The sequence below is a fragment of the Afipia birgiae 34632 genome, assembly GCF_000308295.2.
In the GTDB taxonomy this organism is placed as follows: Bacteria; Pseudomonadota; Alphaproteobacteria; order Rhizobiales; family Xanthobacteraceae; genus Afipia; species Afipia birgiae.
The window spans coordinates 677128-702352 of sequence record NZ_HG326653.1 but is presented as its reverse complement, the minus strand read 5'-3'; the positions used below and the strand labels follow the sequence as shown (position 1 = coordinate 702352).

At 63.2% G+C, this 25225-nt stretch carries 19 protein-coding genes; 13 read left to right on the top strand and 6 right to left on the bottom strand.

The genetic code is table 11. The features are described 5' to 3' along the window. Nucleotides 1–92: 92 nt before the first annotated feature. Nucleotides 93–1316 (bottom strand): beta-ketoacyl-ACP synthase I, encoded by a 1224-nt coding sequence (gene fabB / locus BN32_RS17320; RefSeq protein ID WP_040426626.1) that lies wholly within the window; start codon nt 1314–1316, stop codon nt 93–95. A gap of 113 nt (nt 1317–1429) precedes the next feature. Next, the gene (gene fabA, locus BN32_RS17315) at nt 1430–1960 is read right to left on the bottom strand and encodes a 3-hydroxyacyl-[acyl-carrier-protein] dehydratase FabA (protein WP_019199080.1); all 531 of its coding nucleotides are present in this window, start codon (nt 1958–1960) and stop codon (nt 1430–1432) included. A 232-nt stretch (nt 1961–2192) separates the two neighbouring features. Between fabA and irrA the strand changes: the two genes are divergently transcribed. Next, on the top strand, nt 2193–2678 hold the full coding sequence (irrA, locus tag BN32_RS17310) for an iron response transcriptional regulator IrrA (protein ID WP_040426874.1): 486 nt from the start codon (nt 2193–2195) through the stop codon (nt 2676–2678). 97 nt (nt 2679–2775) lie between these two features. Here the strand turns inward: irrA and BN32_RS17305 are convergent, their stop codons facing one another. Then, nucleotides 2776–3309 carry an SH3 domain-containing protein gene (locus BN32_RS17305; RefSeq protein ID WP_019199082.1) on the bottom strand — a complete coding sequence of 178 codons (534 nt, stop codon included), beginning with the start codon at nt 3307–3309 and terminating at the stop codon, nt 2776–2778. Nucleotides 3310–3613: 304 nt separating this feature from the next. Between BN32_RS17305 and BN32_RS17300 the strand changes: the two genes are divergently transcribed. Next, nucleotides 3614–4618 carry a 2-hydroxyacid dehydrogenase gene (locus BN32_RS17300; RefSeq protein ID WP_019199083.1) on the top strand — a complete coding sequence of 335 codons (1005 nt, stop codon included), beginning with the start codon at nt 3614–3616 and terminating at the stop codon, nt 4616–4618. Nucleotides 4619–4646: 28 nt separating this feature from the next. Here the strand turns inward: BN32_RS17300 and BN32_RS17295 are convergent, their stop codons facing one another. Then, entirely contained in the window at nt 4647–5447 is an 801-nt protein-coding gene (locus tag BN32_RS17295) for a HesA/MoeB/ThiF family protein (RefSeq protein ID WP_019199084.1), read from the bottom strand. A gap of 169 nt (nt 5448–5616) precedes the next feature. Here BN32_RS17295 and BN32_RS17290 point away from each other — a divergent pair, with 169 nt between their 5' ends. Further along, the gene (locus BN32_RS17290; protein WP_040426872.1) at nt 5617–7005 is read left to right on the top strand and encodes a peptidoglycan-binding protein; all 1389 of its coding nucleotides are present in this window, start codon (nt 5617–5619) and stop codon (nt 7003–7005) included. A 182-nt stretch (nt 7006–7187) separates the two neighbouring features. Here the strand turns inward: BN32_RS17290 and mutM are convergent, their stop codons facing one another. Both mutM and BN32_RS17280 read right to left on the bottom strand, forming a co-directional pair. Then, entirely contained in the window at nt 7188–8069 is an 882-nt protein-coding gene (gene mutM, locus BN32_RS17285; protein ID WP_019199086.1) for a bifunctional DNA-formamidopyrimidine glycosylase/DNA-(apurinic or apyrimidinic site) lyase, read from the bottom strand. A gap of 9 nt (nt 8070–8078) precedes the next feature. Continuing rightward, nucleotides 8079–8459: a glyoxalase superfamily protein gene (locus tag BN32_RS17280; protein ID WP_019199087.1), complete on the bottom strand. Its 381-nt coding sequence runs from the start codon at nt 8457–8459 to the stop codon at nt 8079–8081. Nucleotides 8460–8578: 119 nt separating this feature from the next. Between BN32_RS17280 and ubiE the strand changes: the two genes are divergently transcribed. The 10 genes from ubiE to addA all read left to right on the top strand — a co-directional run bounded on the left by ubiE (nt 8579) and on the right by addA (nt 25156). Then, entirely contained in the window at nt 8579–9340 is a 762-nt protein-coding gene (gene ubiE, locus BN32_RS17275; protein WP_019199088.1) for a bifunctional demethylmenaquinone methyltransferase/2-methoxy-6-polyprenyl-1,4-benzoquinol methylase UbiE, read from the top strand. Then, a complete protein-coding gene (ubiB, locus tag BN32_RS17270; protein ID WP_019199089.1) occupies nt 9337–10905 on the top strand; it encodes a 2-polyprenylphenol 6-hydroxylase in 1569 nt (522 codons plus the stop codon). The genes ubiE and ubiB overlap by 4 nt, the downstream gene beginning before the upstream one ends. A 74-nt stretch (nt 10906–10979) precedes the next feature. After that, nucleotides 10980–12395, top strand: a complete 1416-nt coding sequence (coaBC, locus tag BN32_RS17265; protein ID WP_019199090.1) for a bifunctional phosphopantothenoylcysteine decarboxylase/phosphopantothenate--cysteine ligase CoaBC — start codon at nt 10980–10982, stop codon at nt 12393–12395. A 5-nt stretch (nt 12396–12400) separates the two neighbouring features. Next, a complete protein-coding gene (gene dut / locus BN32_RS17260) occupies nt 12401–12859 on the top strand; it encodes a dUTP diphosphatase (protein ID WP_019199091.1) in 459 nt (152 codons plus the stop codon). A gap of 152 nt (nt 12860–13011) precedes the next feature. Further along, the gene (locus BN32_RS17255; protein WP_019199092.1) at nt 13012–15528 is read left to right on the top strand and encodes a PAS domain-containing sensor histidine kinase; all 2517 of its coding nucleotides are present in this window, start codon (nt 13012–13014) and stop codon (nt 15526–15528) included. Further along, nucleotides 15525–17048 carry a bifunctional tRNA (adenosine(37)-N6)-threonylcarbamoyltransferase complex ATPase subunit type 1 TsaE/phosphotransferase gene (locus tag BN32_RS17250; RefSeq protein WP_019199093.1) on the top strand — a complete coding sequence of 508 codons (1524 nt, stop codon included), beginning with the start codon at nt 15525–15527 and terminating at the stop codon, nt 17046–17048. Before BN32_RS17255 ends, BN32_RS17250 begins: the two co-directional genes overlap by 4 nt. A gap of 135 nt (nt 17049–17183) precedes the next feature. Continuing rightward, on the top strand, nt 17184–17507 hold the full coding sequence (locus BN32_RS17245) for a hypothetical protein (protein WP_019199094.1): 324 nt from the start codon (nt 17184–17186) through the stop codon (nt 17505–17507). Between the two features lie 171 nt (nt 17508–17678). Beyond that, nucleotides 17679–18401: a nucleotidyltransferase family protein gene (locus BN32_RS17240; RefSeq protein WP_040426625.1), complete on the top strand. Its 723-nt coding sequence runs from the start codon at nt 17679–17681 to the stop codon at nt 18399–18401. 84 nt (nt 18402–18485) lie between these two features. Then, complete coding sequence (addB, locus tag BN32_RS17235) at nt 18486–21641, top strand: double-strand break repair protein AddB (protein WP_019199096.1); 3156 nt, start codon at nt 18486–18488, stop codon at nt 21639–21641. After that, nucleotides 21638–25156, top strand: a complete 3519-nt coding sequence (gene addA / locus BN32_RS17230) for a double-strand break repair helicase AddA (protein ID WP_040426624.1) — start codon at nt 21638–21640, stop codon at nt 25154–25156. Before addB ends, addA begins: the two co-directional genes overlap by 4 nt. Nucleotides 25157–25225: the final 69 nt, after the last annotated feature.

Below are 25225 nucleotides of genomic sequence, written 5' to 3'. Positions count from 1 at the left end.
CAAAGCGCAACATGATTGAAAATGCCCCTCGCCCGGCTCGCAGCTGGCGCTGCTTGCCGACCTCTCCCCGTAAACGGGGAGAGGCTAGAGAACTATGCCTCGAGACGCTTGAACACCAATGTCGCGTTGGTGCCGCCGAAGCCGAAGGAGTTCGACAGCACGGCCCCGATCTTGGCGCCGTCGATGCGCTTGCGCACGATCGGCATGTCGGCAAACACCGGGTCGAGCTCCGTGATGTTCGCGCTTTCGCAGATGAAACCGTTGTTCATCATCAACAGCGAATAGATCGCTTCCTGCACACCTGTCGCGCCCAGCGAATGACCGGTCAGCGACTTCGTCGCCGAGATCGGCGGGCATTTATCGCCCGAACCGAACACGTTGCGAATCGCGTTGATTTCCGGCGGATCGCCTGCCGGCGTCGAGGTCGCGTGCGGATTGATGTAATCGATCCTGGTGTTGACGGTCGACATCGCCATCTTCATGCAGCGTTCGGCACCTTCACCCGACGGCGCAACCATGTCGTAGCCATCGGACGTCGCGCCATAGCCGACGATTTCGCCGTAAATGCGCGCGCCGCGCGCCTTGGCGTGTTCGAGTTCCTCGAGCACGACGACACCTGCGCCGCCAGCGATCACGAAACCGTCGCGGCTGATGTCATAGGCGCGCGAAGCCGTGGCCGGCGTGTCGTTGTACTTCGACGACATCGCGCCCATCGCGTCGAACAGCACCGAGAGCGACCAGTCGAGTTCCTCGCAGCCGCCGGCGAAGATGACGTCCTGCTTGCCGATCTGGATGGTCTCGTAGGCATTGCCGATGCAGTGGTTCGACGTGGCGCAGGCCGACGAGATCGAATAGTTCACGCCCTTGATCTTGAACCAGGTCGCCAGCGTCGCGGATGCGGTCGACGACATCGCCTTGGGCACGGCGAACGGGCCGACACGCTTCGGCCCCTTGCTGCGGGTGATATCGGCAGCTTCGACGATCGTGCGGGCGGACGGACCGCCGGAGCCCATGATGATACCGGTGCGTTCATTCGAAACGTCCGAGGCCTCGAGGCCCGAATCCTGGATCGCCTGCTCCATCGCGATGTGATTCCACGCCGCGCCTTCACCCAGAAACCGCATGGCACGTCGGTCGATCACATCGACAGGATTGAGCGTCGGCGCGCCCTGAACCTGCGAACGGAAGCCAAGTTTCGCATACTCTTCAGCGCGCGTGATGCCGGACTTCGCCTCGTAGAGACTCGCAAGCACTTCCTGAGTGTTGTTTCCGATGGAAGAGACAATGCCCATCCCCGTGACCACAACTCGCCTCATGATCCCTCGCCTTTAGTTGCTGCGCTCTGATGTCCGCGCCTTTGATTGCCCCAATGCCGGTCTTGAGTGCCGGCACATCTGAAGCCCGATTTCTGCGGGCTCAACATCCTGCATCACGTTCCCGGCTGCAATGCGGCATCTCGCGGGAGCAAGCCAACTTTCAAATCCTTGGCGCGATAGAAAAGCTCGCCATCAGCCGAAAGCGTACCGTCGGCAATGCCGAGCCAGAGCTTCGAGCGCATCACGCGCTTGACGTCGATAGTGTACACGACCTTGGTGACATTCGGCAGAACCTGCCCTGCGAACTTGAGCTCGCTCAAGCCCAATGCACGACCGCGGCCGGGCCCGCCGGACCAGCCGAGAAAAAAACCGACCATCTGCCACAGCGCATCCAATCCGAGACAGCCCGGCATCACAGGGTCGCCCTTGAAATGGCAGCCGAAAAACCAGAGATCGGGCTTCACATCGAGCTCCGCCCGGATCAAGCCCTTGCCGTACTCGCCGCCGGTATCGTTGATCTCCGTGATCCGGTCGAACATCAGCATCGGCGGCAGGGGCAACTGGGCATTGCCCGCTCCGAACAGCTCGCCCCGGCCACAGGCCAAGAGATCTTCGTAGGAATAGCTGTTCTGGCGGTCTTTCATCTGGATCCCTTATTTTGGCATGCCGGTCCTGCGGCAACCTTGCCGGACCTCTAACATAGGCACACCGAGGGTCAAAGTGGCCGTAACCGCCCGATTCAGGGCCATTTTCACCTCAAACAGCTGCTCGCCAGTTGCGAAAAACTTGCATGTAACTGCATCCTTTCCTATATTCCTGCCAACAGTCCCTTCCAGCGGGCGGATGTGTGCCGCCCCTACGCGTATGAGTGAACTGATGGATGACGTGGTAACCACCGAGAGCAAGCACGACGAGCCGCATGGCCACCATGGTCACACCCCGGCGCTCACCGGATGTCCGTGGCATGACGTCAACGAAATGTTGCAATCGGTCGGCCTGCGTCCGACCCGTCAGCGCATGGCGCTGGGCTGGCTGCTGTTCGGCAAGGGCGGGCGTCATCTGACCGCCGAAATGCTCTACGAGGAAGCGACCCACGCCAAGGTGCCGGTCTCGCTTGCCACCGTTTACAACACGCTCAACCAGCTCACCGAAGCCGGCCTGCTGCGTCAGGTGAGCGTCGACGGCACCAAGACCTATTTCGACACCAACACCAGCGCGCATCACCATTTCTACATGGAAGGCAACCACGAGCTGGTCGATATTCCCGACCCCAACCTCGTGCTGCAGAAGATGCCGGACGTGCCGGAAGGTTACGAGATCAGCCGTATCGACATGGTCGTGCGCCTGCGCAAGAAGCGCTGAGCCCAATCTTCATTGTCTTGAGAATGCAATCGCCGGGCTTGTCCCGGCCATTGTCATTTTTGAGTGCGCGGCCGGTCATGCTTGAGCGGCGTATCTCTCAATTCACCTTCTCGTCCGCATAGACGCCCCAGAGCCGCTGCTGTTCGATCCAGCCATCGAAACCGTTGCCGGCGACGCGGCACCAGCCGTTGTTGCAACGCTTGACGGTCACGACCACACCGGCCTGAAGCTTGGCCGCGACGGCACTGTTTGCATCCGCACTGTCATAGATCGGCGCCAGATCGTCCTTGTTCTTCATCGTGACGACCGCCGTACGTCTGCCCGACAGCAGCGAGTGATAGACCCAGCCTTCAGCCCCTTCTGAATCGCGCACGCGCCGCCAGTTCTCGAACTCGGCGGTGATTTCCACTGGCAGGCCGGAGCGCGTGTAGATCCAGGTGACATCCTGATCCTTGGTGGGACCGGCGCGGACGTTGACGTGGTCGGACTTCAGGCTGACGTACCGCGGCACCGGCAGGCCGCTCGCCGTCGCCACCGCATCCTTGTCCTTGGCGGCAAGACCCGTCGCGCATGATGCGACCCAGAGCGCACATCCCACAGCAAGCGACGCGAAATTTCGAGCAAATCCCATGACAACGTTCCTTCGTGCGGTCCCCAATGCCGCTCCCTGCCATCCGTGATGCCCTCTCGCATCCTGGCCACCGCTGACCGCACTTTCAGGAACCTTTAGAGGGCCTTGGGCCCCCGGGGTTCTTGTCTTGGCGCGGTCTTCTGCTAGAGAGGGACCGAGGGTCAAGCGCCTAAAAAGCTGCGAAAAGCTCACCGGACCGGCAACGAATTCCTACCTTCGAACAGGCCGGTTAATGTGAACTGAACGGCCGGGCCAATGCGTCCGAAAACAGTGTATCCGCTCAACATCGAAGGGCCTCTGGAGAATGGTTTCGGGTAAGAAAAAGCCTCTGGTGGTGGTCACGCGCAAGCTGCCTGACAGCACCGAAACGCGCATGCGCGAGCTTTTCGATACCCGGCTCAATCTCGATGACACACCGATGACCCCGGCACAGCTCGCCGAAGCTGTTCGCACCGCAGATATTCTGGTGCCGACCGTGTCCGACGAGATCACCGCCGAACTTCTCAGCCAGCCAGACATCCGCCTCAAGCTGATTGCGAATTTCGGCAACGGCGTCGACAATATCGATGTGGCGGCCGCGATTGCGCGCGGCATCATGGTCACCAACACGCCCAAGGTTCTGACCGAAGATACCGCCGACATGACCATGGCGCTGCTCCTGGCCGTGCCGCGCCGGCTGATCGAAGGCGCATCGATTCTCACCGAAGGCAAGGACTGGCCGGGCTGGTCGCCGACCTGGATGCTGGGCCACCGCATCGGCGGCAAACGCCTCGGCATCATCGGGATGGGCCGCATCGGTCAGGCGCTGGCGCGCCGCGCCCATGCCTTCGGGCTGCAGATCCACTATCACAACCGCCGCCCGGTCGCGCCGCAGATCGAGGAAGAATTGGGCGCAACCTATTGGGACAGCCTCGACCAGATGCTGGCGCGCATGGACTTCATCTCGGTGAACTGCCCGCATACACCCGCGACGTTCCACCTGCTGTCAGCGCGGCGGCTGAAGCTGATCCGCAAGGACGCCTACGTTATCAACACCGCGCGCGGTGAAGTGATCGACGAAGCGACGCTGACCAAGCTGATCGAGGACGGCGAGATCGCCGGTGCCGCGCTCGACGTGTTCGAGAACGAGCCTGCGGTCAATCCGAAACTGGTGCGTCTCGCGAAAGCGGGCAAGGTCGTGCTGCTTCCGCACATGGGCTCGGCGACACTCGAAGGCCGCGTCGAAATGGGCGAGAAGGTGATGATCAACATCCGCACCTTCCTCGACGGCCACAAGCCGCCCGACCGCGTGCTGCCTGGCATTGCTTAGGCCGCGGCACGGCGAGCACAAACTCAGCCTATTTATGCGCCGACAGGTCCGTGATCGTCGGCTTGTCACCGTTGAGCGGATTTGACGGGTCGCGCGCGTAGCGCAGCGTCTCGAAGCGCATGGCGCGGGCGTCGATCATCACCAGACGCCCCACAAGGCTTTCACCGAAGCCGACGATCTCGCGAATCGCCTCAAGCGCCATCATCGAACCAAGCACACCGGCCAGCGCACCGAGCACGCCTGCTTCCTCGCAGGTCGGCGTGGTGCCCGGCGGCGGCGCTTCCGGAAACAGGCAGCGATAGGTGGGGTTCATGTTGCCATTCGTATCGGTGCCGTGTGCACGGATCGTGGTCAGCGACGCGTCGAACACGCCGAGCGCACCGGCAACCAGTGTTTTCTTCGCCAGATAGCAGGCGTCGGAGACCAGATAACGCGTAGCGAAATTATCGGAGCCATCGACGACCACATCGTAGGCGCCGATCAGATCCAGCGCGTTCGCCGCATTCAGCCGCACGGCATGGGTGCGCAGTGTGACGTGCGGGTTGAGCGCGAGAATTCTGTCGCCTGCGCTGTCCACTTTCGGACGGCCGATATCCGGCGTGGCGTGAATGATCTGCCGCTGCAGATTGGACAGCGACACTGTATCGTCATCGACTACCCCAAGGGTCCCGATGCCCGCTGCGGCCAGATACATCAGGGCCGGCGCGCCGAGGCCGCCAGCCCCTATCACCAGCACGCGCGACGCCTTCAGTGCGGCCTGACCGGGGCCTCCCACCTCGCGCAACACGATATGACGCGCATAGCGCTCCAGCTCTTCAGATGTCAGCATTCCGGTTTCATCACTCTCGCGTCAGCTATTTTTCCGCATCGGTCGAACCGCTGCGCCGCTGTCGTGGACAAACGATCGCTACTCCAGCCTGATGCCCGAAAACCGGTACCGGTCTTTCGGGATCATGCTCTATGCTCAGGTGCGCTTATTACCAGCAATGAGACCGTTCATGAAACTGCCGTTCGCCCTCGCGCTGATGATGGCTGCCACGCTCGGCCCCGCCTCGGCGCAGACCCCGGCCGCCAAACAAGCGCCGCAGCCCAAGCAGGCGCCGGCGCAGATTAAGCCCAAGCCGGTCGCAACGGTGCCGATCCGCCCGGCGGTGCAGACCCCGGTCGATACCGCCAAGGCGATGGAGCAGGCTGAGCGTCTTGCGATCCAGTCGGATCTGGCATGGGTCAGCCTGTACAACGGCGTTATCAATGGCGAAGCCAGCGACCGGATGGTGGCCGCCATCAAGGCTTTCCAGAAGGACCACGGCGCCAAGGAAACCGGTGTACTGAACGCGCAGGAACGCGGCGTGCTGAGCGCGGATGCCAGAAAGCACCAGGACAACGTCGGCTGGAAAATCGTCAGCGACGCCACCAGCGGCGCGCGCATTGGCCTGCCGTCGAAACTGGTGCCGCTGATTGTCAGCGACGTCAGCGGCACCAAATGGTCCTCCGCCACCGGCACCATCCAGATCGAATACGCCCGCCGCAAGGAAGCCGGCGCGACCACGGCGACAGTCGCTGCCAGCGAGAAGAAACTGAATGCGCGCAAGGCCGACTACAGCGTGGTGAAACCTGATTTCTTTGTGTTGTCCGGATCGCAGGGCCTGAAGAAATTCTACATCCGCGGCCAGACCCGCAACGACGAAGTCCGCGTTCTCACCATTCTCTACGATCAGGCCACCGAAGGCACCATGATCCCGGTCACGGTGGCGATGTCGAGCGCATACAACCCGTTCCCCGGCAACGGCGTCGCGCAGATCAGCCCGCCGCCGCGCAAGAAGGTCGAGTACTCCACCGGCATCATCGCCAGCGCCGACGGTGCGATCGTCGCAGACCGCCAGGCCACCGATGGCTGCATGACCATCGCTGTGCCCGGTTACGGCAACGCGACTCGCGTGGCCGACGATGAGGCGCGCGAACTGGCGCTGCTGCGCATCTACGGTGCAAACGGACTAAAACCGCTGGCAATGTCCGGCAACGGTGCGGCCAAACCGGATATCAACCTGACCGGCATTGCCGATCCGCAAAATCAGGGCGGCCGCAACGCCGTGACAGTTATCGTAGCGACCGCGACACCCGCGGGCACCGACACGGCGCTGTCGCCCGAACCTGCCGTTGGTTTCTCCGGCGCAGCAGCGCTCGATACTGACGGCAAATTCGCAGGCGTTGCGCGGCTGAAGCCCGCAGTCGTCGCGGGGCCGGCAGGCACGCCGCTGCCGTCACAGGCGTTGCTTGTGCCCGCCGATTCCGTCCGCGAGTTCCTGAAGGCGAAGGGCGTGACGCCCGCCTCAGGCGCATCCGATGCAAAGGCCTCGGTGCTGCGGCTGGTGTGCGTACGGAAGTAATCCGTCGCGGCGGCAGAGAGCGTGTGATTGCGTTGCAATCACCGCGCGCCCAGCGGGAAGAAGTAGCATGCACCGTTTCGTCACCGTGCCGCCTTATGCGCCGGAGTCCGTCACCCTTTTGACATTTCGTTCGCGCGGGAATTTTAGCCAGCGCTGGGCTCGCAAATGCGCCCCGGACATTGTTATTTCTGGCAGGTCGAGCACCAGAACGTGGACCGCCCGTTCTGCGTGAATCGCTTCACTGTGCTTTTGCACTTTGGCGTCTTGCAGGGCTCGCCTTCGCGATCATAGACCAGGAACGAATGCTGGAAATAGCCAAGCTCACCGTCGGTTTGGCGATGATCGCGCAATGACGATCCGCCAGCCCTGATTGCCGCATTCAGGACAGTGTGAATTGAACCGACCAGACGCTTGGCGTGATCGGTCGGCGCACCGCTGCGTGACGCCAGCGTCGAGGCCTGCCGCTTTGGCGACAGGTGTGAACGGAACAGTGCTTCGCAGACATAGATGTTGCCGAGCCCTGCCACCACGCGCTGATCGAGCAGCGCCGCCTTCAGCGACGTTTTCTTGCCTGCACAGGAGTGCGCCAACATCGCTGCATCGAATTCGTTGCCGAGCGGTTCAGGCCCGAGACCGCGCAGCAGTGGCTCCCCTTCCATATCTGCACGCGGCACGATTTTCATGTAACCAAAGCGGCGCGGATCGTTGAACGAGATCATGACGCCGGATGCCATGTGGAACACCACGTGATCGTGGGTTCGGTTTTCGCTGCGCGGATAGTGGAAATCGCCCGGCGTGCGCTCGCCTTCGGGAAGGGTCACGCGAAACGATCCCGACATGCCGAGATGCATCAGCAGCACGTCGCCGCTTTCCATATCGGCCATCAGGTATTTCGCGCGCCGGCCGAGGCCACTGACCACCTTGCCCTCAAGACGTGCGACGAAATCCTTTTGAAACGGAAATCGCAAGCCATCGCGGCGGGTCTCGACACGCGCGATCCGCTGCCCCTCCATCACCGGCTGCAAGCCGCGCCGAACGGTTTCGACCTCGGGTAATTCAGGCATCGGCTGCTCTCATGCCGAGGCCTTATCGGCTTCGCTGAAGGTGATATGATTGGAGAATGGATCGTACACGGTCAAAGTGGTGGCGCCCCACGGCTGCTTTTCGAGACCCGGGCGCATGTAGTTATAACCCTTCGCCGTGAGTTCGGCGTGGTACTCGGCAACGCCAACGGTATCGACCGTAATGTGGACGCCCGGCGAACCGTCCCCATGATGTTCACTGAGATAAAGCTGGATCCCGCCGCGCGAAATCCCCATGAACAGGGGCAATGACGGCTCAAAGCGATGCTCGAAATCGACCTTGAACCCGAGATAATCGAAATAAAACTCGCGCGCCTTGGCAATATCGAACATCCGCAGAATTGGAATAACTCGGCTGAACTCGATGGGCATGGGCGACCCCGCAGGCGATTTGCGCATTAACCTTGACGCGCTTTCCGACACGGTATGTAGCGCGCTGCGGCGCGACACGCTATGGTCCCGCCGCAAAAAGCCGCTTGGATAGACAGAGTATGGAACGGCCTGACGGAACGACGCATTTTGGCTTCCGGGACGTGGAGCTTGGCGAGAAGCAGACGCTCGTGAACGAGGTATTTCACAGCGTGGCCAAACGCTACGACCTGATGAACGACCTGATGTCCGGCGGCATGCACCGGCTCTGGAAAGAGGCGATGATTACCGCGCTCAACCCGCCGCGCTCCGACGCGCCGTTTGCGCTCCTCGATGTCGCCGGCGGCACCGGAGATATCTCCTTCCGCGCAGCCAAGGCCGCAGGCCACGGATTTCAGGCCACTGTCTGCGACATCAACACCGAGATGCTCGCTGTCGGTCGCGAGCGCGCAGTCGCGCAGCACCTCGATCATCAGGTGTCGTTTGTCGAAGGCAATGCAGAAGCCCTCGCCTTTCCCGACAACAACTTCGATGCCTACACCATCGCCTTCGGCATCCGCAACGTGCCGCGGATTCCGCTGGCGCTCAGCGAGGCCTACCGCGTGCTGAAACCCGGCTCGCGGTTTCTCTGTCTGGAATTCTCATCGGTTGATGTGCCCGGTCTCGATCGGATCTACGATCTGTTTTCGTTCAATGTGATCCCGCAGCTCGGCCGCGCGGTCACCGGCGACGCCGAATCCTATCGCTATCTCGTTGAATCGATCCGCCAGTTTCCGAAACCCAATGCCTTCGCCGAGATGATCGGCGCCGCAGGCTTTTCGCGCGTCAAGTACGACATCATGTCCGGCGGCATCGTCGCGCTCCATTCAGGCTGGCGTTTGTGATTTCTGCCATCACTCATACCCTGAGACTGGCGCGCGCGGGTTACGTGTTCGCGCGCGAAGGCGTGTTCGGCTTCGCCGATCCATCCACCATGCCGCCGCAGGCGCAGTTCGCGGTCCGCATGGCGCGGCTGATCGAACGGCCCGGCGCGGCGACCAGCGGACGGTTGTCCCGCGCATTGACGCGCCTTGGTCCGACATATGTGAAGCTCGGCCAGTTTCTCGCCACCCGGCCTGACGTCGTCGGCATCACGATGGCCCGCGACCTGGAGAATCTGCAGGATCGCCTGCCGCCGTTTCCGCAGGCGCAGGCGGAAGCCGTGGTGGTTACTGCGTTCGACAGGCCTGTGCCTGAGGTGTTTGCGAGTTTCGGCGAGTCGGTGGCTGCCGCCTCCATCGCACAGGTCCATCGCGCCGAAGTGGAAAAAGACGGCGTCCGCAAGACGGTTGCCGTCAAGGTGCTGCGGCCAAATGTCGGCGGCCGTTTCCGACATGATCTGAGCTCTTTCATGTTTGCCGCACGCAAGATCGAAGCGATTTCCGCAGAGGCGCGACGTCTGCGGCCGGTGGAAATCGTCGACACCCTGTCGCGGTCGGTCGCAATGGAAATGGATCTGCGGCTGGAGGCGGCCGCGCTCTCCGAGATGGCGGAGAACACCCGCGACGATCACGATTTCCGCGTGCCATCGGTGGATTGGGATCGCACCAGCCATCATGTGCTGACGATGGAGTGGATCGACGGGATCGCGCTCAATGATCGCGCCAAGCTCGAGGCCGCGCAAATCGACCTGCCGGATCTCGGCCGCAAGGTGATCCAGAACTTCCTGCGGCATGCGCTGCGCGACGGTTTTTTCCACGCTGACATGCATCCCGGCAACCTGTTCGTCGACGACACCGGACGACTGGTCGCAGTCGATTTCGGCATCATGGGACGGCTCGGCCTGAAGGAGCGCCGCTTCCTTGCCGAGATTCTGCTGGGCTTTATCACCCGCGACTATCGCCGCGTCGCCGAAGTTCATTTCGAGGCGGGCTATGTACCAGCGCATCACTCGGTGGAGAATTTCGCGCAAGCCATCCGCGCCATCGGCGAACCGATCCACAACCGCGCCGCCGATGAGATCTCGATGGCGAAATTGCTGTCGCTGCTGCTCGAAGTCACCGGCCTGTTCGACATGCGCACACGGCCCGAACTGATCATGCTGCAAAAGACCATGGTGGTGGTCGAGGGCGTGGCACGCGGCTTCGATCCCAAGCTCGATATCTGGACCACCGCCGATCCCGTGGTGCGTGAATGGATCGCGCGCAATCTCGGCCCGCTCGGCCAGATCGAAGGCGTGGTGCACGGCGCGGGCGACCTCGGCAAGGTATTGTCCGGGCTGCCTGCGATCGCCGCACGCTCGGTCGCCGTGCTGAACCAATTCGACCAGATGACCCGTGACGGCTTGGTGCTTTCGCCCGAAACCGTCGCCGCCATCGGCAAAGCCGAGGCGAAGCGCACCCGCTGGCAGACCGCCGCGCTCTGGATGATTGCATTGACGTTTATTGGGATTCTCTGGTCCATTCGCTGATGCGATAGCATTGCAATCATGATTTGATTGCAATGCTATCATTCGCTATAAATGACGCTCGTTAGGAGTATGTCATGGCCAGTCTGACCGTCCGTAAACTCGATGAAGCTCTCAAAGCAAGTCTCCGGCTGCGCGCCGCCAAGGCCGGCCGCTCGGTCGAGGACGAGGTGCGGATGATCCTGCGGGAGGCCGCGGAAGCACCGGCCAAGACCCAGTCGAGCCCCGCGCGAAGCACTCCGGCCCAGCCACACCGGCCCCGCACGCCGTCCGCCACGGATCTTCCCCGGGTGACGCTGATCATCGGCGGCGGCATCGCCGCCTACAAAGCGCTCGACCTGATCCGCCGCCTGAAGGAGCGCGGCATCCATGTCCGCAGCGTGATGACGCGCGCCGCGCAGCAATTCGTGACCCCGCTCACCGCCGGGGCGCTAGCGGATGAACGCTGCTACACGGACCTGTTCGACGCACAGAGCGAGTTCGACGCCGGACATATCCGCCTCGCCCGCGATACCGACCTGATTATCGTCGCCCCTGCCACCGCCGATCTGATGGCCAAGATGGCGCAGGGCCACGCCGACGATCTCGCCACCGCGATCCTGCTCGCGACCAATCGCCCGGTTCTGGTTGCGCCCGCGATGAACCCGCTGATGTGGGCCAATGCCGCCACCAAGCGCAACGTCGCGCAGCTCGCGCGCGACGGCGTCAGCTTCATCGGCCCGAACTCCGGTGAGATGGCCGAAGCCAACGAGGCAGGCGTCGGCCGCATGTCGGAGCCGACCGAAATTGCCATCGCGGCAGAGGCCATGTTGCGCCCGCTGCACACGGGTCCACTTGCAGGAAAGAAGATTCTCATCACCGCAGGCCCGACCCACGAGCCGATCGATCCGGTGCGCTATATCGCCAACCGCTCCTCCGGCAAGCAGGGTTACGCGATCGCGGCATCCGCCGCCGACGCAGGTGCGGATGTCACGCTGATTTCAGGCCCCGTCGATCTCGACGATCCTGCCGGCGTCCGCGTCATCCGCGTGGAATCCGCCCGCGACATGCTTGCGCAAGTGGAAGCCGCATTGCCGGTGGATATCGCGATCTTTGCCGCGGCCGTGGCCGACTGGCGCGTCGCCAGCGCCGGCGAGCAGAAGATCAAGAAGACCGCGAGCGGCATGCCGCCGCTGCAACTGGTCGAAAATCCTGACATTCTGGCGACGGTGTCGAAACGCCAGCAAAACCGGCCACAACTCGTGATCGGCTTCGCCGCCGAAACCCAGAATCTGATCGATAACGCAACATCGAAGCTGAAGCGCAAGGGCTGCGACTGGATCGTCGCCAATGATGTGTCGCCTGCATCTGGCGTGATGGGCGGGGACCGCAACACCGTCCACATTCTTACACGGGATAAAGCCGATATCGCGGTTGATTCCTGGCCGGTGATGACGAAAGAGGAAGTCGCCGGCGCGCTGGTGGCGAAGATCGCCGAGACTATGGAAGAATAACCCACATGACTTCGAGCAAAACCGTCGAGATCCAGCGCCTGCCTCACGCCGAAGGCCTGGCGCTGCCGGCCTATCAGACCGCGCATGCCGCGGGCCTCGATCTCCTGGCGGCGGTTCCCGAAGACAGGCCGCTGACGATGCAGCCGGGACAACGCGCGCTGGTGCCAACCGGGCTGATGATCGCGGTGCCGCCAGGCCAAGAGGCGCAGGTGCGGCCGCGCTCAGGTCTCGCATTCAAGCACGGCGTGACCGTTCTCAATTCGCCGGGAACCGTCGACGCCGACTATCGCGGCGAAGTTTCAGTGCTTTTGATCAATCATGGCGACGAGCCATTCACGATCCGGCGCGGGGAGCGCATCGCCCAGCTTGTCATCGCGGCAGTGTCGCAGGCAAATCTGGTGGCAGTTGCATCGCTGTCGCCCACCGATCGGGGCAGCGGCGGATTTGGTTCCACCGGGCGGTAGATCGATCCTCGCGGAGGGTCGAATCGCACCGCACAATCGCTCACGCAGCCATTATTTTGCAGTGCGATTCACGTTCACGGTCTGGACTCTTACCGGGCGACTCCTCTTGAGGATATTGTCGTTCGATTCGTGTGCGGCAGTTGGGATAGATCATGTCAGGCGTGATCGAGGGGATGCGGCGGACCTTGCTGTCGTGCACTTCGATTGTGCGCGGAGGCGCGGTTGGCCTTGGTGCGGCGGCCCTGCTCGGCATCGCGCCCGCTTTCGCGCGCGACGATGTCTTCCAGAACGCGCTGTCGCTCCTTGCAAACATCGACCGGCAGGAAATTGCCGCGCTGAGCGTCGCGGCTGCGGTCCTCGGATTCTCAGTGGTCGCGGCCATTCTGCTGATGCGCACACGGCTGCGCGCCGCGCACATCGAATCGCGTCTCCTCTCGGACAATCAGGCGCTGCAGCTCGAGGCGGATCGTTTTCGCGCGCTGCTGTTCGCCGAACCGCAGGTACTGATCTCATGGGCGGCGGGCGAAAACCGCCCCGACATCACCGGCGACGTGGCGATGCTGATGCCGCAAGGCGCTGACCCGTTCAGCCCGCAGCGCATCCTCGCCTTCGGAAGCTGGCTGCTTCCGGAACCGGCGCTTGCGATGGATCATGCTATCGACAACCTGCGCGAGGCCGGCGAAGGCTTCCAGCTCAATCTGTCGACGGCTGCCGGGCGCACCATCGAGGCGATGGGCCGCGCCATTGGCGGGCAAGCCATCGTTCGTATCCGCGAACTCTCTGGGGTGCGGATGGAACTCGCCGAACTGAACATCCGGCACAATCATTTGCTGGAAGAAACCGGCGCACTGCGCGCATTCGCGGAGGCCGTTCCGCTTCCGGTTTGGGCCAAGCGCAGCAACGGCGCGCTCAGCTTCGCCAATGCCGCCTACGCGCAGGCAACCGATGCGGCATCGGTCTCCGACGCCATCGAACGCAATCTCGAACTGCTGGATCATGAGGATCGTGCCAACATGGCGCGGGCGCTTGCGGACAAGAATGCCTTCGAAGCACGGGTTCCGATTGTGACCGGCGGTCAGCGCCGGATCTTCGACATTCACGCACTCAACGTGGCGGGTGGCAGCGCCGGGATCGCCATCGATGCGACCGAGGCCGCCAGTCTGCGCGCAGCACTGGAGCGAATGGCGGAAGCACATCGCCGCATGCTCGATCAGCTATCGTCTGGCGTCGCGGTATTCGACGCGTCGGGGCGGCTGACGTTCTACAACGATTCTTATCGCCGGCTCTGGGATTTCGACCGCGCATTCCTCGATGACAACCCGGACGATTCCAGCGTGCTCGACAAGCTCCGTGTCGCCCGGAAGATTCCGGAGCAACCGGATTTCCGTGCATGGAAGAACAAGCTGTTCGAAGCCTATCGCGCCATCGAACCCGCCAAGGACACATGGTATCTGCCCGACGGTCGCGCGCTCAGCGTCGTCACCGCGCCCAACCCCGAAGGCGGCGTCACCTACCTGTTCGACGACGTCACCGAAAGCCTGAAGCTGGCGCGACAGAACGACGGCCTGATCCGCGTCCAGCGCGAAACGCTGGACAATCTGGCGGAAGCCGTCGCCGTGTTCGGCAGCAACGGCCGCGCGCAACTATTCAATCCGCCTTTCGCGCGGATGTGGAAGCTGTCCCCGGAAGCGCTGGCGCAGCAGCCGCACATCGAAGCCGTCGAGCAGTGGTGCCGGCCGCTGTTCGACGACGACGCAACCTGGCAGAACCTGCGCGCCGCTATCACCGGCATCGACGATCGCATTTCGGTTCCGCTCAAGCTTGAGCGCAAGGACGGCAGTGTCCTGGACTGCACCACTATGCCGCTGCCCGACGGCGCGACCATGCTGACCTTCCAGGACGTCACCGACACCGTGAACGTCGAGCGCGCATTGCGCGAGCGCAACGAGGCGCTCGAAGCCGCCGACCAGATGAAGATCGACTTTGTTCATCACATGTCCTACGAGCTGCGCGCGCCGTTGACATCGATCATCGGTTTCGCGCATTTCCTCGGCGATCCGTCGACCGGGCCGATGACGCAGAAGCAGAGCGAATATCTGGGCTACATCACCACCTCGACCGATGCGCTGCTCGCCATCAGCAACAACATTCTCGATCTCGCCACCATCGATGCCGGCGCGATGAAGCTCAATCTCGGGCCGGTGGATTTGCGCAAGACCGTCGACGAGGCGACAGCTGGCATCCAGGACCGTCTCGCCCGCGAAAATATCCGGCTCGATGTTCATATCGATCCTGCCATTGACGATTTTGTCGCTGATGAGCGCCGCATCGTCCAGGTGCTCTATAACCTGCTGGCCAACGCAGTCGGCTTCTCGCCACCGAACAGTGCAGTGACTTTGCGCGCACGGCGCAGCCATTCGAGCGTGGTGTTTTCCGTGTCCGATTCCGGACCCGGCATTCCAGAAGAGGTCAAGGACAAGGTGTTCGACTGGTTCGAGAGCCATGCCAACGGATCGCGCCATCGCGGCGCAGGCCTTGGCCTGTCGCTGGTGCGGTCCTTTGTCGAACTGCACGGCGGCAAGGTCCATGTCGACTCAGTGGTCGGCAGGGGCACGACGGTGACCTGCGAATTTCCCGTCGACCAGACCTTCCGCAATGCTGCTGAATGAGCGATTCCTCGACATTTCACGCTGCGCTGGCCAATGAAGTCGCCACCGGCCAGCTCATGGCCGATCTCGCGCTGCTGCTGAGCGCGGGCGACGTCATCACCCTGTCGGGCGACCTCGGCGCCGGCAAAACTGCCGCCGCCCGCGCGCTGATCCGCTATCTCGCGCAAGACGACGATCTGGAAGTGCCGAGCCCCACCTTCACGCTGGCTCAAACTTACGATCTGCCGTCCTTCCCGCTGCTGCATGCCGATCTCTACCGCGTCAACGATCCGGACGAACTGGAAGAAATCGGATTATCGCCGCTGCCGGACGGCACTGTGGCGCTGATCGAATGGCCCGAGCGCGCGCCTCAGATGCTGCCGCCGGACCGGATCGACATCGCGTTCAGCCACCGCCCGTCACTCGGCACCGGCGCGCGTGCTGCCGAGATCACGGGATACGGCAAGCTGGCCGCGAAGGTCGAGCGGCTGGCAGCGCTGCGGCGCTTTCTCGAACTTGCAGGCAGCCTGGAGGCCAAACGCCAGCGCATGCCCGGTGATGCCTCGACGCGATCCTACGCGCGGCTCTTCAAAGGCGATCAATCGGCCATCCTGATGAATTCTCCGCGTCGCCCGGACGGACCGGCGCTGTACGACGGAAAATCCTATAGCGAGGCCGTCCATCTCGCCGAAGATGTCAGACCGTTCGTCGCGATCGCCAACGGACTGCGCGAGCGCGGCTATTCCGCGCCCGCGATTCATCATGCCGATCTGGACGAAGGCTTTCTCCTCACGGAGGATTTCGGCGGCGATCTCTTCATCGAGGGCGATCCACCGAAGCCCATCGCCGAGCGCTACCAGACCGCAGTGGATATGCTGGCGGCCTTCCATCAGGAACAACTGCCAGACGTGCTGCCGCTGGCGCCGCATCTCGAATATACCGTGCCGCCGTTTGACGACTCCGCAATGATGACCGAAGTCGGGCTGATGCCGGAATGGTATCTTCCCGACAAGGGCGTGACTCTGACCAGCAACATGCAGGCGGATTTCCTGCTGATCTGGAACGATCTGTTTGCGAAGCTCGCAGACACGCCCAAGACCTGGATGCTGCGCGACTTTCATTCACCCAATCTGATCTGGCTCGAGCATCGCAGGGACATCGGGCGCGTCGGCCTGCTCGATTTTCAGGACGCGGTGATGGGTCCCCCTGCCTACGATCTGGTCTCGCTATTGCAGGATGCCCGGATCGATGTGCCCGAAAGCATCGAGATCGCGATGCTAACCCGCTACGCCAAGGAACGGCGAACCGCAGATCCCGCTTTCGATCCCGCAACCTTCGTCCAGCAATACGCGATCATGTCCGCGCAGCGAAATACGCGGCTGCTCGGCACCTTTTCTCGCCTTAACCGGCGTGACGGCAAGCCGCAGTATCTGCGGCATCAGCCGCGGGTGTGGACATACCTCAACCGCGCCCTCGCCCATCCGTCGCTGGAGATATTCCGCGAATGGTGTGCGGCCCACGTCCCGCCGCCGATGGCCTGAAAGCCGCCACTTTGAAGGCATTGCCTTTACCGGTTGTTAGCCAGCCAACCCGTAATTTGGGTTCCGACGACTGTGCAGCGCAGCCCCGGCGATGCAACTCGGACGATCGATAATTAGCGAGTGGAGTGACATTTCATGGCAGCGGAACGACGTGTGGGCGACCGCGTGGTTTTCGAGCGCGGTTTTGCAGCTCACCTGATGGGCATTGATGGTACTTGGCGGCGCAATTGTCTGGTTGAGGATATTTCCGAGACCGGCGCGAAGCTGACCGTCGAAGGCTCCGTCGAAGGACTGAACCTCAAGGAATTTTTCCTGCTGCTGTCCTCAACGGGTCTGGCCTACCGCCGCTGCGAACTGGCCTGGGTCAATGGCGAGCAGATCGGTGCTGGATTTCTGAAACCTGACACCAAGAAGAAACCTGCCCGCCGCCCCGCTGGCTCACAGGTTGTGGAAGTCTGACGCTGAGGCTGGCGAAAATTCTCTCGGGCCCCTCGGTCGCACCGCTGTCACAAAGTGCGATTACAGCCTGAAGCGCCAGCGCGCGGTGCCGATTCGGATGCTATGCTTGGCATTCGTCAGTTTCCGCGAGCAGCTCCAAGGGGCTCGCGGATCAATCGAGATACGCATCAAATGCCCACCAAACCCGTTTCAGCCATGGTTCTCGCAGCCGGTCTCGGCACCCGGATGCAGCCGCTGACGGACAAGATGCCGAAACCGCTGGTGCCGGTTGCCGGCAAGCCGTTGCTCGATCATGTGCTCGACCGGCTCGCCGAAGCCAGCGTGACCACTGCCGTGGTCAATGTGCATTACCTTCCCGATCAGATCGTGCGGCATGTCAAAACACGGCAAATGCCGCGTGTTGTGATCTCCGACGAACGCGATGAGGTGCTCGGCACCGGGGGCGGCGTGGTGAAGGCGCTGCCGCTGCTCGGGGATGCTCCGTTCTATCATCTGAACGCGGATACGATGTGGATCGACGGCGTGCACCCCAATCTGCTTCGTCTTGCCGATGCGTTCGATCCAGCGCGGATGGATATTCTGCTGCTGATGGCGCCAACGGCGAACAGCATCGGCTATGCCGGTTCAGGCGACTACGCGATGCTGACCGATGGCGCGCTGCGCAAGCGCAAGGAGCATCAGGTGGTGCCGTTCGTCTACGCCGGCGCCGCCATTATGTCGCCCGCGATTTTCAGGAATGCGCCCGCGGGGGAGTTCTCCCTGACAAAGATATTCGACGCCGCCAACGAACAGGAACGGTTGTTCGGATTGCGACTCGATGGCCTCTGGATGCATGTCGGCACGCCAGACGCCGTCCAGGCTGCGGAAGAAGCCCTGCTCGCCAGCGTGGCTTAAACGGGTCCCGAAATCGACCCCGCGCGAGACTCCCCTCGCCTACCCCTCACATGCCATGATGCCGATCCCCGAATCGGAATTTTCATGCGCGTTTTCAACGTCCCCCCGTCTGCGCCGTTTCTTCACACGGTGATCTCGGCCCTTGTCGATGGCCGGCTCGTCGCGGGATTTGACGCGCGCGCGAATCCCGAACGGCTGGCGGACGCCACGCTCTACCTGCCGACACGGCGCGCCGGGCGCATGGCGCGCGAGGTGTTTCTCGATGTGCTGCAAACCGACGCCGTCGTGCTGCCGCGCATCGTCGCCCTCGGTAGCGTCGATGAGGATGAACTGGAGTTCTCCGACGACGGACAACTTGGCGGCCCTGAAGTATCCGTTCTGCCGCCGAAGCTGGACGACCTCGAGCGCAGGCTGACTCTGGCGCGGCTTGTCGCTGCTTGGGCCAAACTGCAACCGGCATCGCTTGTCGTCAGCAGCCCCGCATCGACGCTCTCGCTGGCAAGCGATCTGGCGCGGCTGATGGACGACATGGTGACGCGTGGTGTGGGCTGGGACGCGCTGGACGGCATCGTGCCGGACGAACTCGACATCTACTGGCAGCACACGCTGAAGTTCCTGAAAATTGCGAAGGAAGCCTGGCCCGCATATCTCGCGCAGATCGAACGTATCGAACCTGCGGCGCGGCGCGACATGCTGATCGCCGCAGAAGCAAAGCGGCTCGCGGCGAGCCAAAAGGGCCCTGTGATTGCTGCAGGCTCCACCGGATCGATGCCGGCCACCGCGAAATTCCTGCAAGCCATCGCGCAACTGCCGCAAGGCGCCGTGGTGCTGCCGGGACTCGACACCGACCTCGATGACGCTGCGTGGGAGTCGATCGGCGGCGTGGTGAACGCTGGGGGCATTATTGCAACGCCGGCAGCATGGAGCCATCCGCAATTCGCATTGCACGGACTGCTCGCGCGCTTTGGCATCAAGCGCAGGGACGTCGAGCCGCTCGCGATGCCGATGGCCCATGGCCGTGAAATACTGGCGTCCGAGGCGATGCGTCCCGCGACATCAAGCGAGAAATGGCACACGCAACTGGCCGACAAGGCGATCGCGCAGCGTATCGCGTCTGGCACCGATGGCCTGGCTCTGATCGAAGCCGCCAATCCGGAGATGGAGGCGCTGGCCATCGCCGTGGCAATGCGCGAGGCGCGCGAACAGAATCTCACTGCCGCGCTCGTCACACCGGACCGCGCGCTGGCGCGCCGCGTGATGGCCTCGCTCGGTCGCTGGAATCTCGCCTTCGACGATTCCGGCGGCGATTCCCTGATGGATACCTCGGCCGGAATCTTCGCGCGACTCGCGGCGCAAACCGTTGCGGAGGAACTCGCACCGCCATTCTTGCTGGCGCTGCTAAAACATCCGCTGTTCCGGCTCGGTCAGGCGCAAGGCACTTTTGCGAACGCCATCGGCGATCTCGAACTGGCGCTGCTGCGCGGCACGCGGCCGGCCGCCGGCAGCGAGGGACTGGCGCGGGATTTCGCGCGCTTCCGCACTGAACTGGCAAAACTCAGACGCAAGGAGCCGTCCGCTATTCACCGCTCCGAGCCCCGCGCGCAACTGGATGAGGTATCGCTCGATGCCGTGCAGGCGCTGATCGCCGATCTTGCCGCGGCCTTCAGGCCGCTTGAAGATCTGCGGCCGGGCAAGCCGCACGACCTCATCGACTATGCGGCGCGTCACTACGATGTGCTCAAACGCTTGTCGGCGGACGATAGAGGCATCGCTGCCTTCGAGGATTCCGATGGCAGCGCGCTGTCGAAGGCTTTCGATGATCTGTTTCAAGCCTGCGGCGTATCCGCCGACGACACGCCGGCGCCAAGCGGCCTGACGCTTGCTCCCCGCGACTACCCGGATGTGTTTCAGACTGCGTTCGGCGACCGTATCGTGCGCCGGCCACAATCGGTGGCGTCGCTTCGCATCTATGGCCCGCTCGAAGCGCGCCTCACCGAATGCGACCGTGTGATTCTCGGCGGCCTTGTCGAGGGCGTGTGGCCGCCGGCACCGCGTGTCGATCCGTGGCTGAGCCGCCCGATGCGGCATCAGCTCGGGCTCGATCTGCCCGAGCGGCGCATCGGTTTGTCAGCGCATGACTTCGCACAGTTGCTCGGCACGAGCGATATCGTTCTGTCGCGCGCGGCGAAAGTCGGAGGCGCGCCTGCGGTAGCCTCGCGTTTCCTGCACCGGATGGAAGCCGTGGCGGGGAAAGATCGTTGGGCACGAGTCAAGGACAAGGGCGACACCTATGTTCGCTACGCCAACGAACTCGACCGGCCGGATAGTGTGACACCAATGCTGCGTCCGGAGCCGAGGCCGGATGTCGCGCTCCGCCCGCTCAACATGTCGGTCACCGAAATCGAGGACTGGCTGCGCGATCCCTACACGATCTACGCCAAGCGCATTCTCAAACTGACTCCGCTCGATGCGGTGGACATGCCGCTAACCGCGGCAGATCGCGGATCCGCCATCCACGAGGCGCTGGGAGAATTTACGGCCCGGTTCGCGACCGAGCTTCCGGATGACATTGCCAGAGCCTTGCGCGAGATCGGCAGCGCGCACTTTGCGCCACTGATGGAGCGCCCCGAGGCGCGCGCATTGTGGTGGCCGCGTTTCCTGCGCATTGCCGACTGGTTCGCCGGCTGGGAAGCCCGGCGGCGGACGAACGTCATCCGCGTCGATGCCGAAATCCGCGGCGAGATTCCAATTCGTCTGGGCAACGGCCGCACGTTCAAACTCTCGGCGCGCGTCGACCGCATCGAGCATCGCACCGGAAATACCTACGCGATTCTCGACTATAAGACCGGCCAGCCGCCGAGCGCGAAGCAGGTGCGTCTTGGCCTGTCGCCCCAGCTCACACTGGAAGCGGCAATCCTGCGCCGCGGCGGATTCGACAACATCCCTGCGAGCGCGTCGGTCGGCGAACTCGTTTACGTTCGGCTCAGCGGCAACAATCCGCCGGGCAAGGCGACGGTGCTGGAACTGAAGGTCAACAAGAGCGACCCGCCGCAGCCGCCCGATGACGCGGCCGACGAAGCCCTGCAAAAGCTCGAAGGCCTGATCCGCCAATTCGAGAATCAGGACACGCCCTATCGCTCCGTGATCCTGCCGATGTGGGAAAACCGTTACGGCAACTACGACAACCTCGCGCGCATCAAGGAATGGTCTGCCGGCGGCATGGGGGAGGACGAGGAATGAGTTCTCCCCGCAAAGACATCCCCGATGCCGTGCGCGATGCGCAGGCACGCGCGTCGAATCCCGATGCATCGGCCTTTGTCGCGGCCAATGCCGGATCGGGCAAGACCCATGTGCTGGTCAACCGGGTCATACGGTTGCTGCTCACCGGCGTGCCGCCGGAGAAAATTCTCTGCATCACCTTTACCAAGGCAGCGGCCGCAAACATGGCGCAGCGCGTGTTCGAGACGCTGGGGCGCTGGGTCACGCTGCCCGACCGCGAACTCGATGAGGCGATCCGCGCGATCGGCGCGCCTGCGGCCCCCCCTCAGGCCCGCCTGCGGGCGCGCAAGCTGTTTGCCGGCGCGCTGGAAACCCCCGGTGGCTTGAAGGTGCAGACCATTCACGCGCTCTGCACCCGGCTGCTTCAGCAGTTTCCGTTCGAAGCCAACGTACCCGCACGCTTCGCGGTGCTCGATGACCGCGACCAGAACGAGATGATGGAGCGCGCCAATCTCGCGGTGCTGCTGGAAGCCGCCCGCGCGCCCGATAGTGCCGCAGGCCGGGCGCTCAACATCGCGATGTCCGCCGCCGCCGACGTGACCTTCAAGGACGTGGTGCGCGAGGCCTGCCTCAGCCGAGATCATTTCATCAAGTGGTCCGACAGCGCTGGCAGCTTCGAGGCTGCGCTGGCGCAAGTTACGCAGGCGCTGGGAGTCGGCGCTGATGTACGCATCGAGGACGTCGAGCGGGAGATTGTCGACGGACCGAACCTGCCTGTGCGCGAGTGGCAGGCAATAGCGGCGGCGCTCGATGGCGGCAGCGCCGCCGATGCCACGCAGGCCGAGCGCTTTCGGATTGCTGACGGTCTCACCAACCGCACTCAGGTCGAAGCCTATCTCGATATCTTTCTGACGGAAGTGAAAGGCGTCACGGGGCCTCGCAAGACCCTGATGACCAAGGCGCTTGCGAAGGTGCATTCCTCGCTGGCCGCGCGGATGGATGCAGAGCAGGCGCGGGTCCTTCAACTGGATGAGAAACGGCGCGCGGTCATGCAGCGAGACCGTGCCCTGGCTCTCTTTGTCATCGCCACTGCAGCGGCTGTAAACTATCGGCGCGAGAAGCAGGAGCGAGGCCTGCTCGATTACGACGACCTGATCGACAAGACCTACGACATGCTGACCAACGTGTCGTCCGGCTGGGTGCATTTCAAGCTCGACCGCGGCATCGATCACGTCCTGATCGACGAGGCGCAGGACACCAGCCCGCGGCAGTGGGACATCATCGAGCGCCTCACTTCAGAATTCACCTCGGGTGCAGGCGCGCGCGACGGCGTCAAGCGCACGATTTTTGCGGTCGGAGACGAGAAACAATCGATCTTTTCGTTCCAGGGCGCCGCACCGCGCGAATTCGATCATCGCCGCCGCGAGATGAAAGAGCGGTTCGAAGCCGCCGGGCTTCGCTTCGATCCGGTGTCGTTCACCTATTCGTTCCGCTCCGGCGAAGGCGTGCTGCAGGCGGTCGCGAGCACCTTCAAGACATCGGAGATCTACAAGAGCATCACCACCGACCTTGACGGAATGCCGCCGCACATGGCGCTGCAGGACGCAGCCCCGGCACTGGCCGATCTGTGGGAGATCGAGGCTCCCGATGCGCGCGACGACATCGAAGGATGGCGCGCGGCGTTCGACGCCATCGCCGAGACCAGTCCAGAGGTGCGGCTGGCGCGGCGGGTCCAGAACGAAATCAAATCGCTGGTCGCCGCGCGCACCATGACCGGCCCGCGCGATAAGCGCCGCCCGCTGCGCTACGGCGACATGCTGGTGCTGGTGCGGCGGCGCGGCCGCGCCTTCGACGCCATCATTCAGGCGCTCAAGCACGCCGGCATTCCTGTCGCCGGCGCCGACCGGCTCAAGCTGACCGAGCACATCGCGGTCATCGACCTGATGAATCTCGCCGACGCGCTGTTGCTGCCGCGTGACGATCTGGCGCTGGCGGTGGCGCTGAAAAGCCCGCTGCTCGGTCTCGACGACGATGATCTTCAAATTCTTGCCCCGCATCGCAAGGGCACGCTACGCGACGCGCTCACTGAGCACACCGCAAGCAACAGCAAGATCGCGGCGGCGCTGAACCGGCTGGAGCGTTACGAACAGCGGTTTGCGCAGGAAACTCCGTTTTCGTTCTACGCCTGGCTGCTCGGCGGCGACCGCGGTCGCGCACGCATGCTCAAGCGGCTGGGACCCGAGGCCGACGACGCCATCGATGAGTTTCTCGAACTGGCGCTGACCTATGAGCGGAAAGCGCCTGCCTCGTTGCAGGGCTTCATGGCGTGGCTGCGCGCCGCCGACACCGAAGTCAAACGCGACATGGAAATCGCGCGCGATGAGGTTCGCGTCATGACCGTACACGGCGCGAAGGGTCTTGAAGCGCCGGTGGTGTTCCTTGTCGATACCACCACCTCGCCGGCGGATACCCAGCGGATGAATCTCATTCGCATGCCGCAAGGCAATGCCGCGCCGAACGCACCGGCGGTCGTGCTCTGGGCCGGCAAGAAAGCGTATGACCTTCCGGTAGTCGCGGCTGCGCGCAGTGCGATGAAGGACGACACCGAAGACGAGTACCGGCGGCTGCTGTACGTCGCGATGACACGCGCCGCGGATCGCCTGATCGTCGGCGGCGTGCTCCCCGGCAACATGAGATCCGTGCGCCAGCTGTCCTGGTACGATCTCATCCAGAAGGGACTTGCAGACCCTGACTCTGGCCTGCAATGCGAGACCATCGCGACCGGCTTCGGCCCGGTGAAACGCTATGCGCGCCTTGAGGATACCCAATCGCAGGCGGAGACCGCTATACCGGTTCAGGAGATGCTCGCGCTGGAGCAGTTCCCGGCCTGGCTGAAGGAGCCCGCAGCTAGAGAAGTGCCCGCCGATATTCTGCTGCGCCCTTCGGATTCATCGCAAGACGATGCAGAAGGCCGCGCGACCATCACCGACGAATCCCGCGCCGCGCGCGAACGCGCGTTGAGGCGCGGGACACTGATCCATCGTCTGCTGCAGTCTCTCCCCGACATTGCAGTCGCGCGGCGCGAGAAAGCCGCGCTCGACTTCCTGCAGCGCAATGCGCATCAGCTATTCACCGAGGACGAACGCGCAGCACTCGCGCAGCAAGTGATCGCGCTGATCGACACGCCCGCCTTCGCGCCGCTGTTTGCCGAAGGCAGCCGCGCCGAAGTCTCGATCGCAGGGCGCGTGGCGCGTCGCGGACGACCGCCCGCGTTGGTGTCCGGCCAGATCGACCGGCTGGTGGTGACAACGAGCGATGTCCTGATCGTCGACTACAAGACCAATCACGCGCCGCCGCGCTCGGCGGCCGAGGCCCCGCAGGCCTATGTGCGGCAGCTCGCGCTTTATCGCGACGTGCTGCAACGGCTTTACCCTGGCCGGCAGGTACGCTGTGCATTGCTGTGGACAGAGACCGCCGCCATGGTGGAAATTCCCGCCTCCGCGCTGGACGCAGAGCTGCAATCGCTGGTTTCCTGAGACCTGCCCGCCGTCCACAGCGAGTACCGGCCTCGGCTAACCCTTTGAATCCGAGCCGATTCCTGGCGG

Excerpts from the sequence above, each read along its gene's own strand:
- fabB (WP_040426626.1), bottom strand. The coding sequence starts at position 1,316 with ATGAGGCGAGTTGTGGTCACGGGGATGGGCATTGTCTCTTCCATCGGA.
- fabA (WP_019199080.1), bottom strand. The coding sequence starts at position 1,960 with ATGAAAGACCGCCAGAACAGCTATTCCTACGAAGATCTCTTGGCCTGT.
- irrA (WP_040426874.1), top strand. The coding sequence starts at position 2,193 with ATGGATGACGTGGTAACCACCGAGAGCAAGCACGACGAGCCGCATGGC.
- BN32_RS17305 (WP_019199082.1), bottom strand. The coding sequence starts at position 3,309 with ATGGGATTTGCTCGAAATTTCGCGTCGCTTGCTGTGGGATGTGCGCTC.
- BN32_RS17300 (WP_019199083.1), top strand. The coding sequence starts at position 3,614 with ATGGTTTCGGGTAAGAAAAAGCCTCTGGTGGTGGTCACGCGCAAGCTG.
- BN32_RS17295 (WP_019199084.1), bottom strand. The coding sequence starts at position 5,447 with ATGCTGACATCTGAAGAGCTGGAGCGCTATGCGCGTCATATCGTGTTG.
- BN32_RS17290 (WP_040426872.1), top strand. The coding sequence starts at position 5,617 with ATGAAACTGCCGTTCGCCCTCGCGCTGATGATGGCTGCCACGCTCGGC.
- mutM (WP_019199086.1), bottom strand. The coding sequence starts at position 8,069 with ATGCCTGAATTACCCGAGGTCGAAACCGTTCGGCGCGGCTTGCAGCCG.
- BN32_RS17280 (WP_019199087.1), bottom strand. The coding sequence starts at position 8,459 with ATGCCCATCGAGTTCAGCCGAGTTATTCCAATTCTGCGGATGTTCGAT.
- ubiE (WP_019199088.1), top strand. The coding sequence starts at position 8,579 with ATGGAACGGCCTGACGGAACGACGCATTTTGGCTTCCGGGACGTGGAG.
- coaBC (WP_019199090.1), top strand. The coding sequence starts at position 10,980 with ATGGCCAGTCTGACCGTCCGTAAACTCGATGAAGCTCTCAAAGCAAGT.
- dut (WP_019199091.1), top strand. The coding sequence starts at position 12,401 with ATGACTTCGAGCAAAACCGTCGAGATCCAGCGCCTGCCTCACGCCGAA.
- BN32_RS17255 (WP_019199092.1), top strand. The coding sequence starts at position 13,012 with ATGTCAGGCGTGATCGAGGGGATGCGGCGGACCTTGCTGTCGTGCACT.
- BN32_RS17250 (WP_019199093.1), top strand. The coding sequence starts at position 15,525 with ATGAGCGATTCCTCGACATTTCACGCTGCGCTGGCCAATGAAGTCGCC.
- BN32_RS17245 (WP_019199094.1), top strand. The coding sequence starts at position 17,184 with ATGGCAGCGGAACGACGTGTGGGCGACCGCGTGGTTTTCGAGCGCGGT.
- BN32_RS17240 (WP_040426625.1), top strand. The coding sequence starts at position 17,679 with ATGCCCACCAAACCCGTTTCAGCCATGGTTCTCGCAGCCGGTCTCGGC.
- addB (WP_019199096.1), top strand. The coding sequence starts at position 18,486 with ATGCGCGTTTTCAACGTCCCCCCGTCTGCGCCGTTTCTTCACACGGTG.
- addA (WP_040426624.1), top strand. The coding sequence starts at position 21,638 with ATGAGTTCTCCCCGCAAAGACATCCCCGATGCCGTGCGCGATGCGCAG.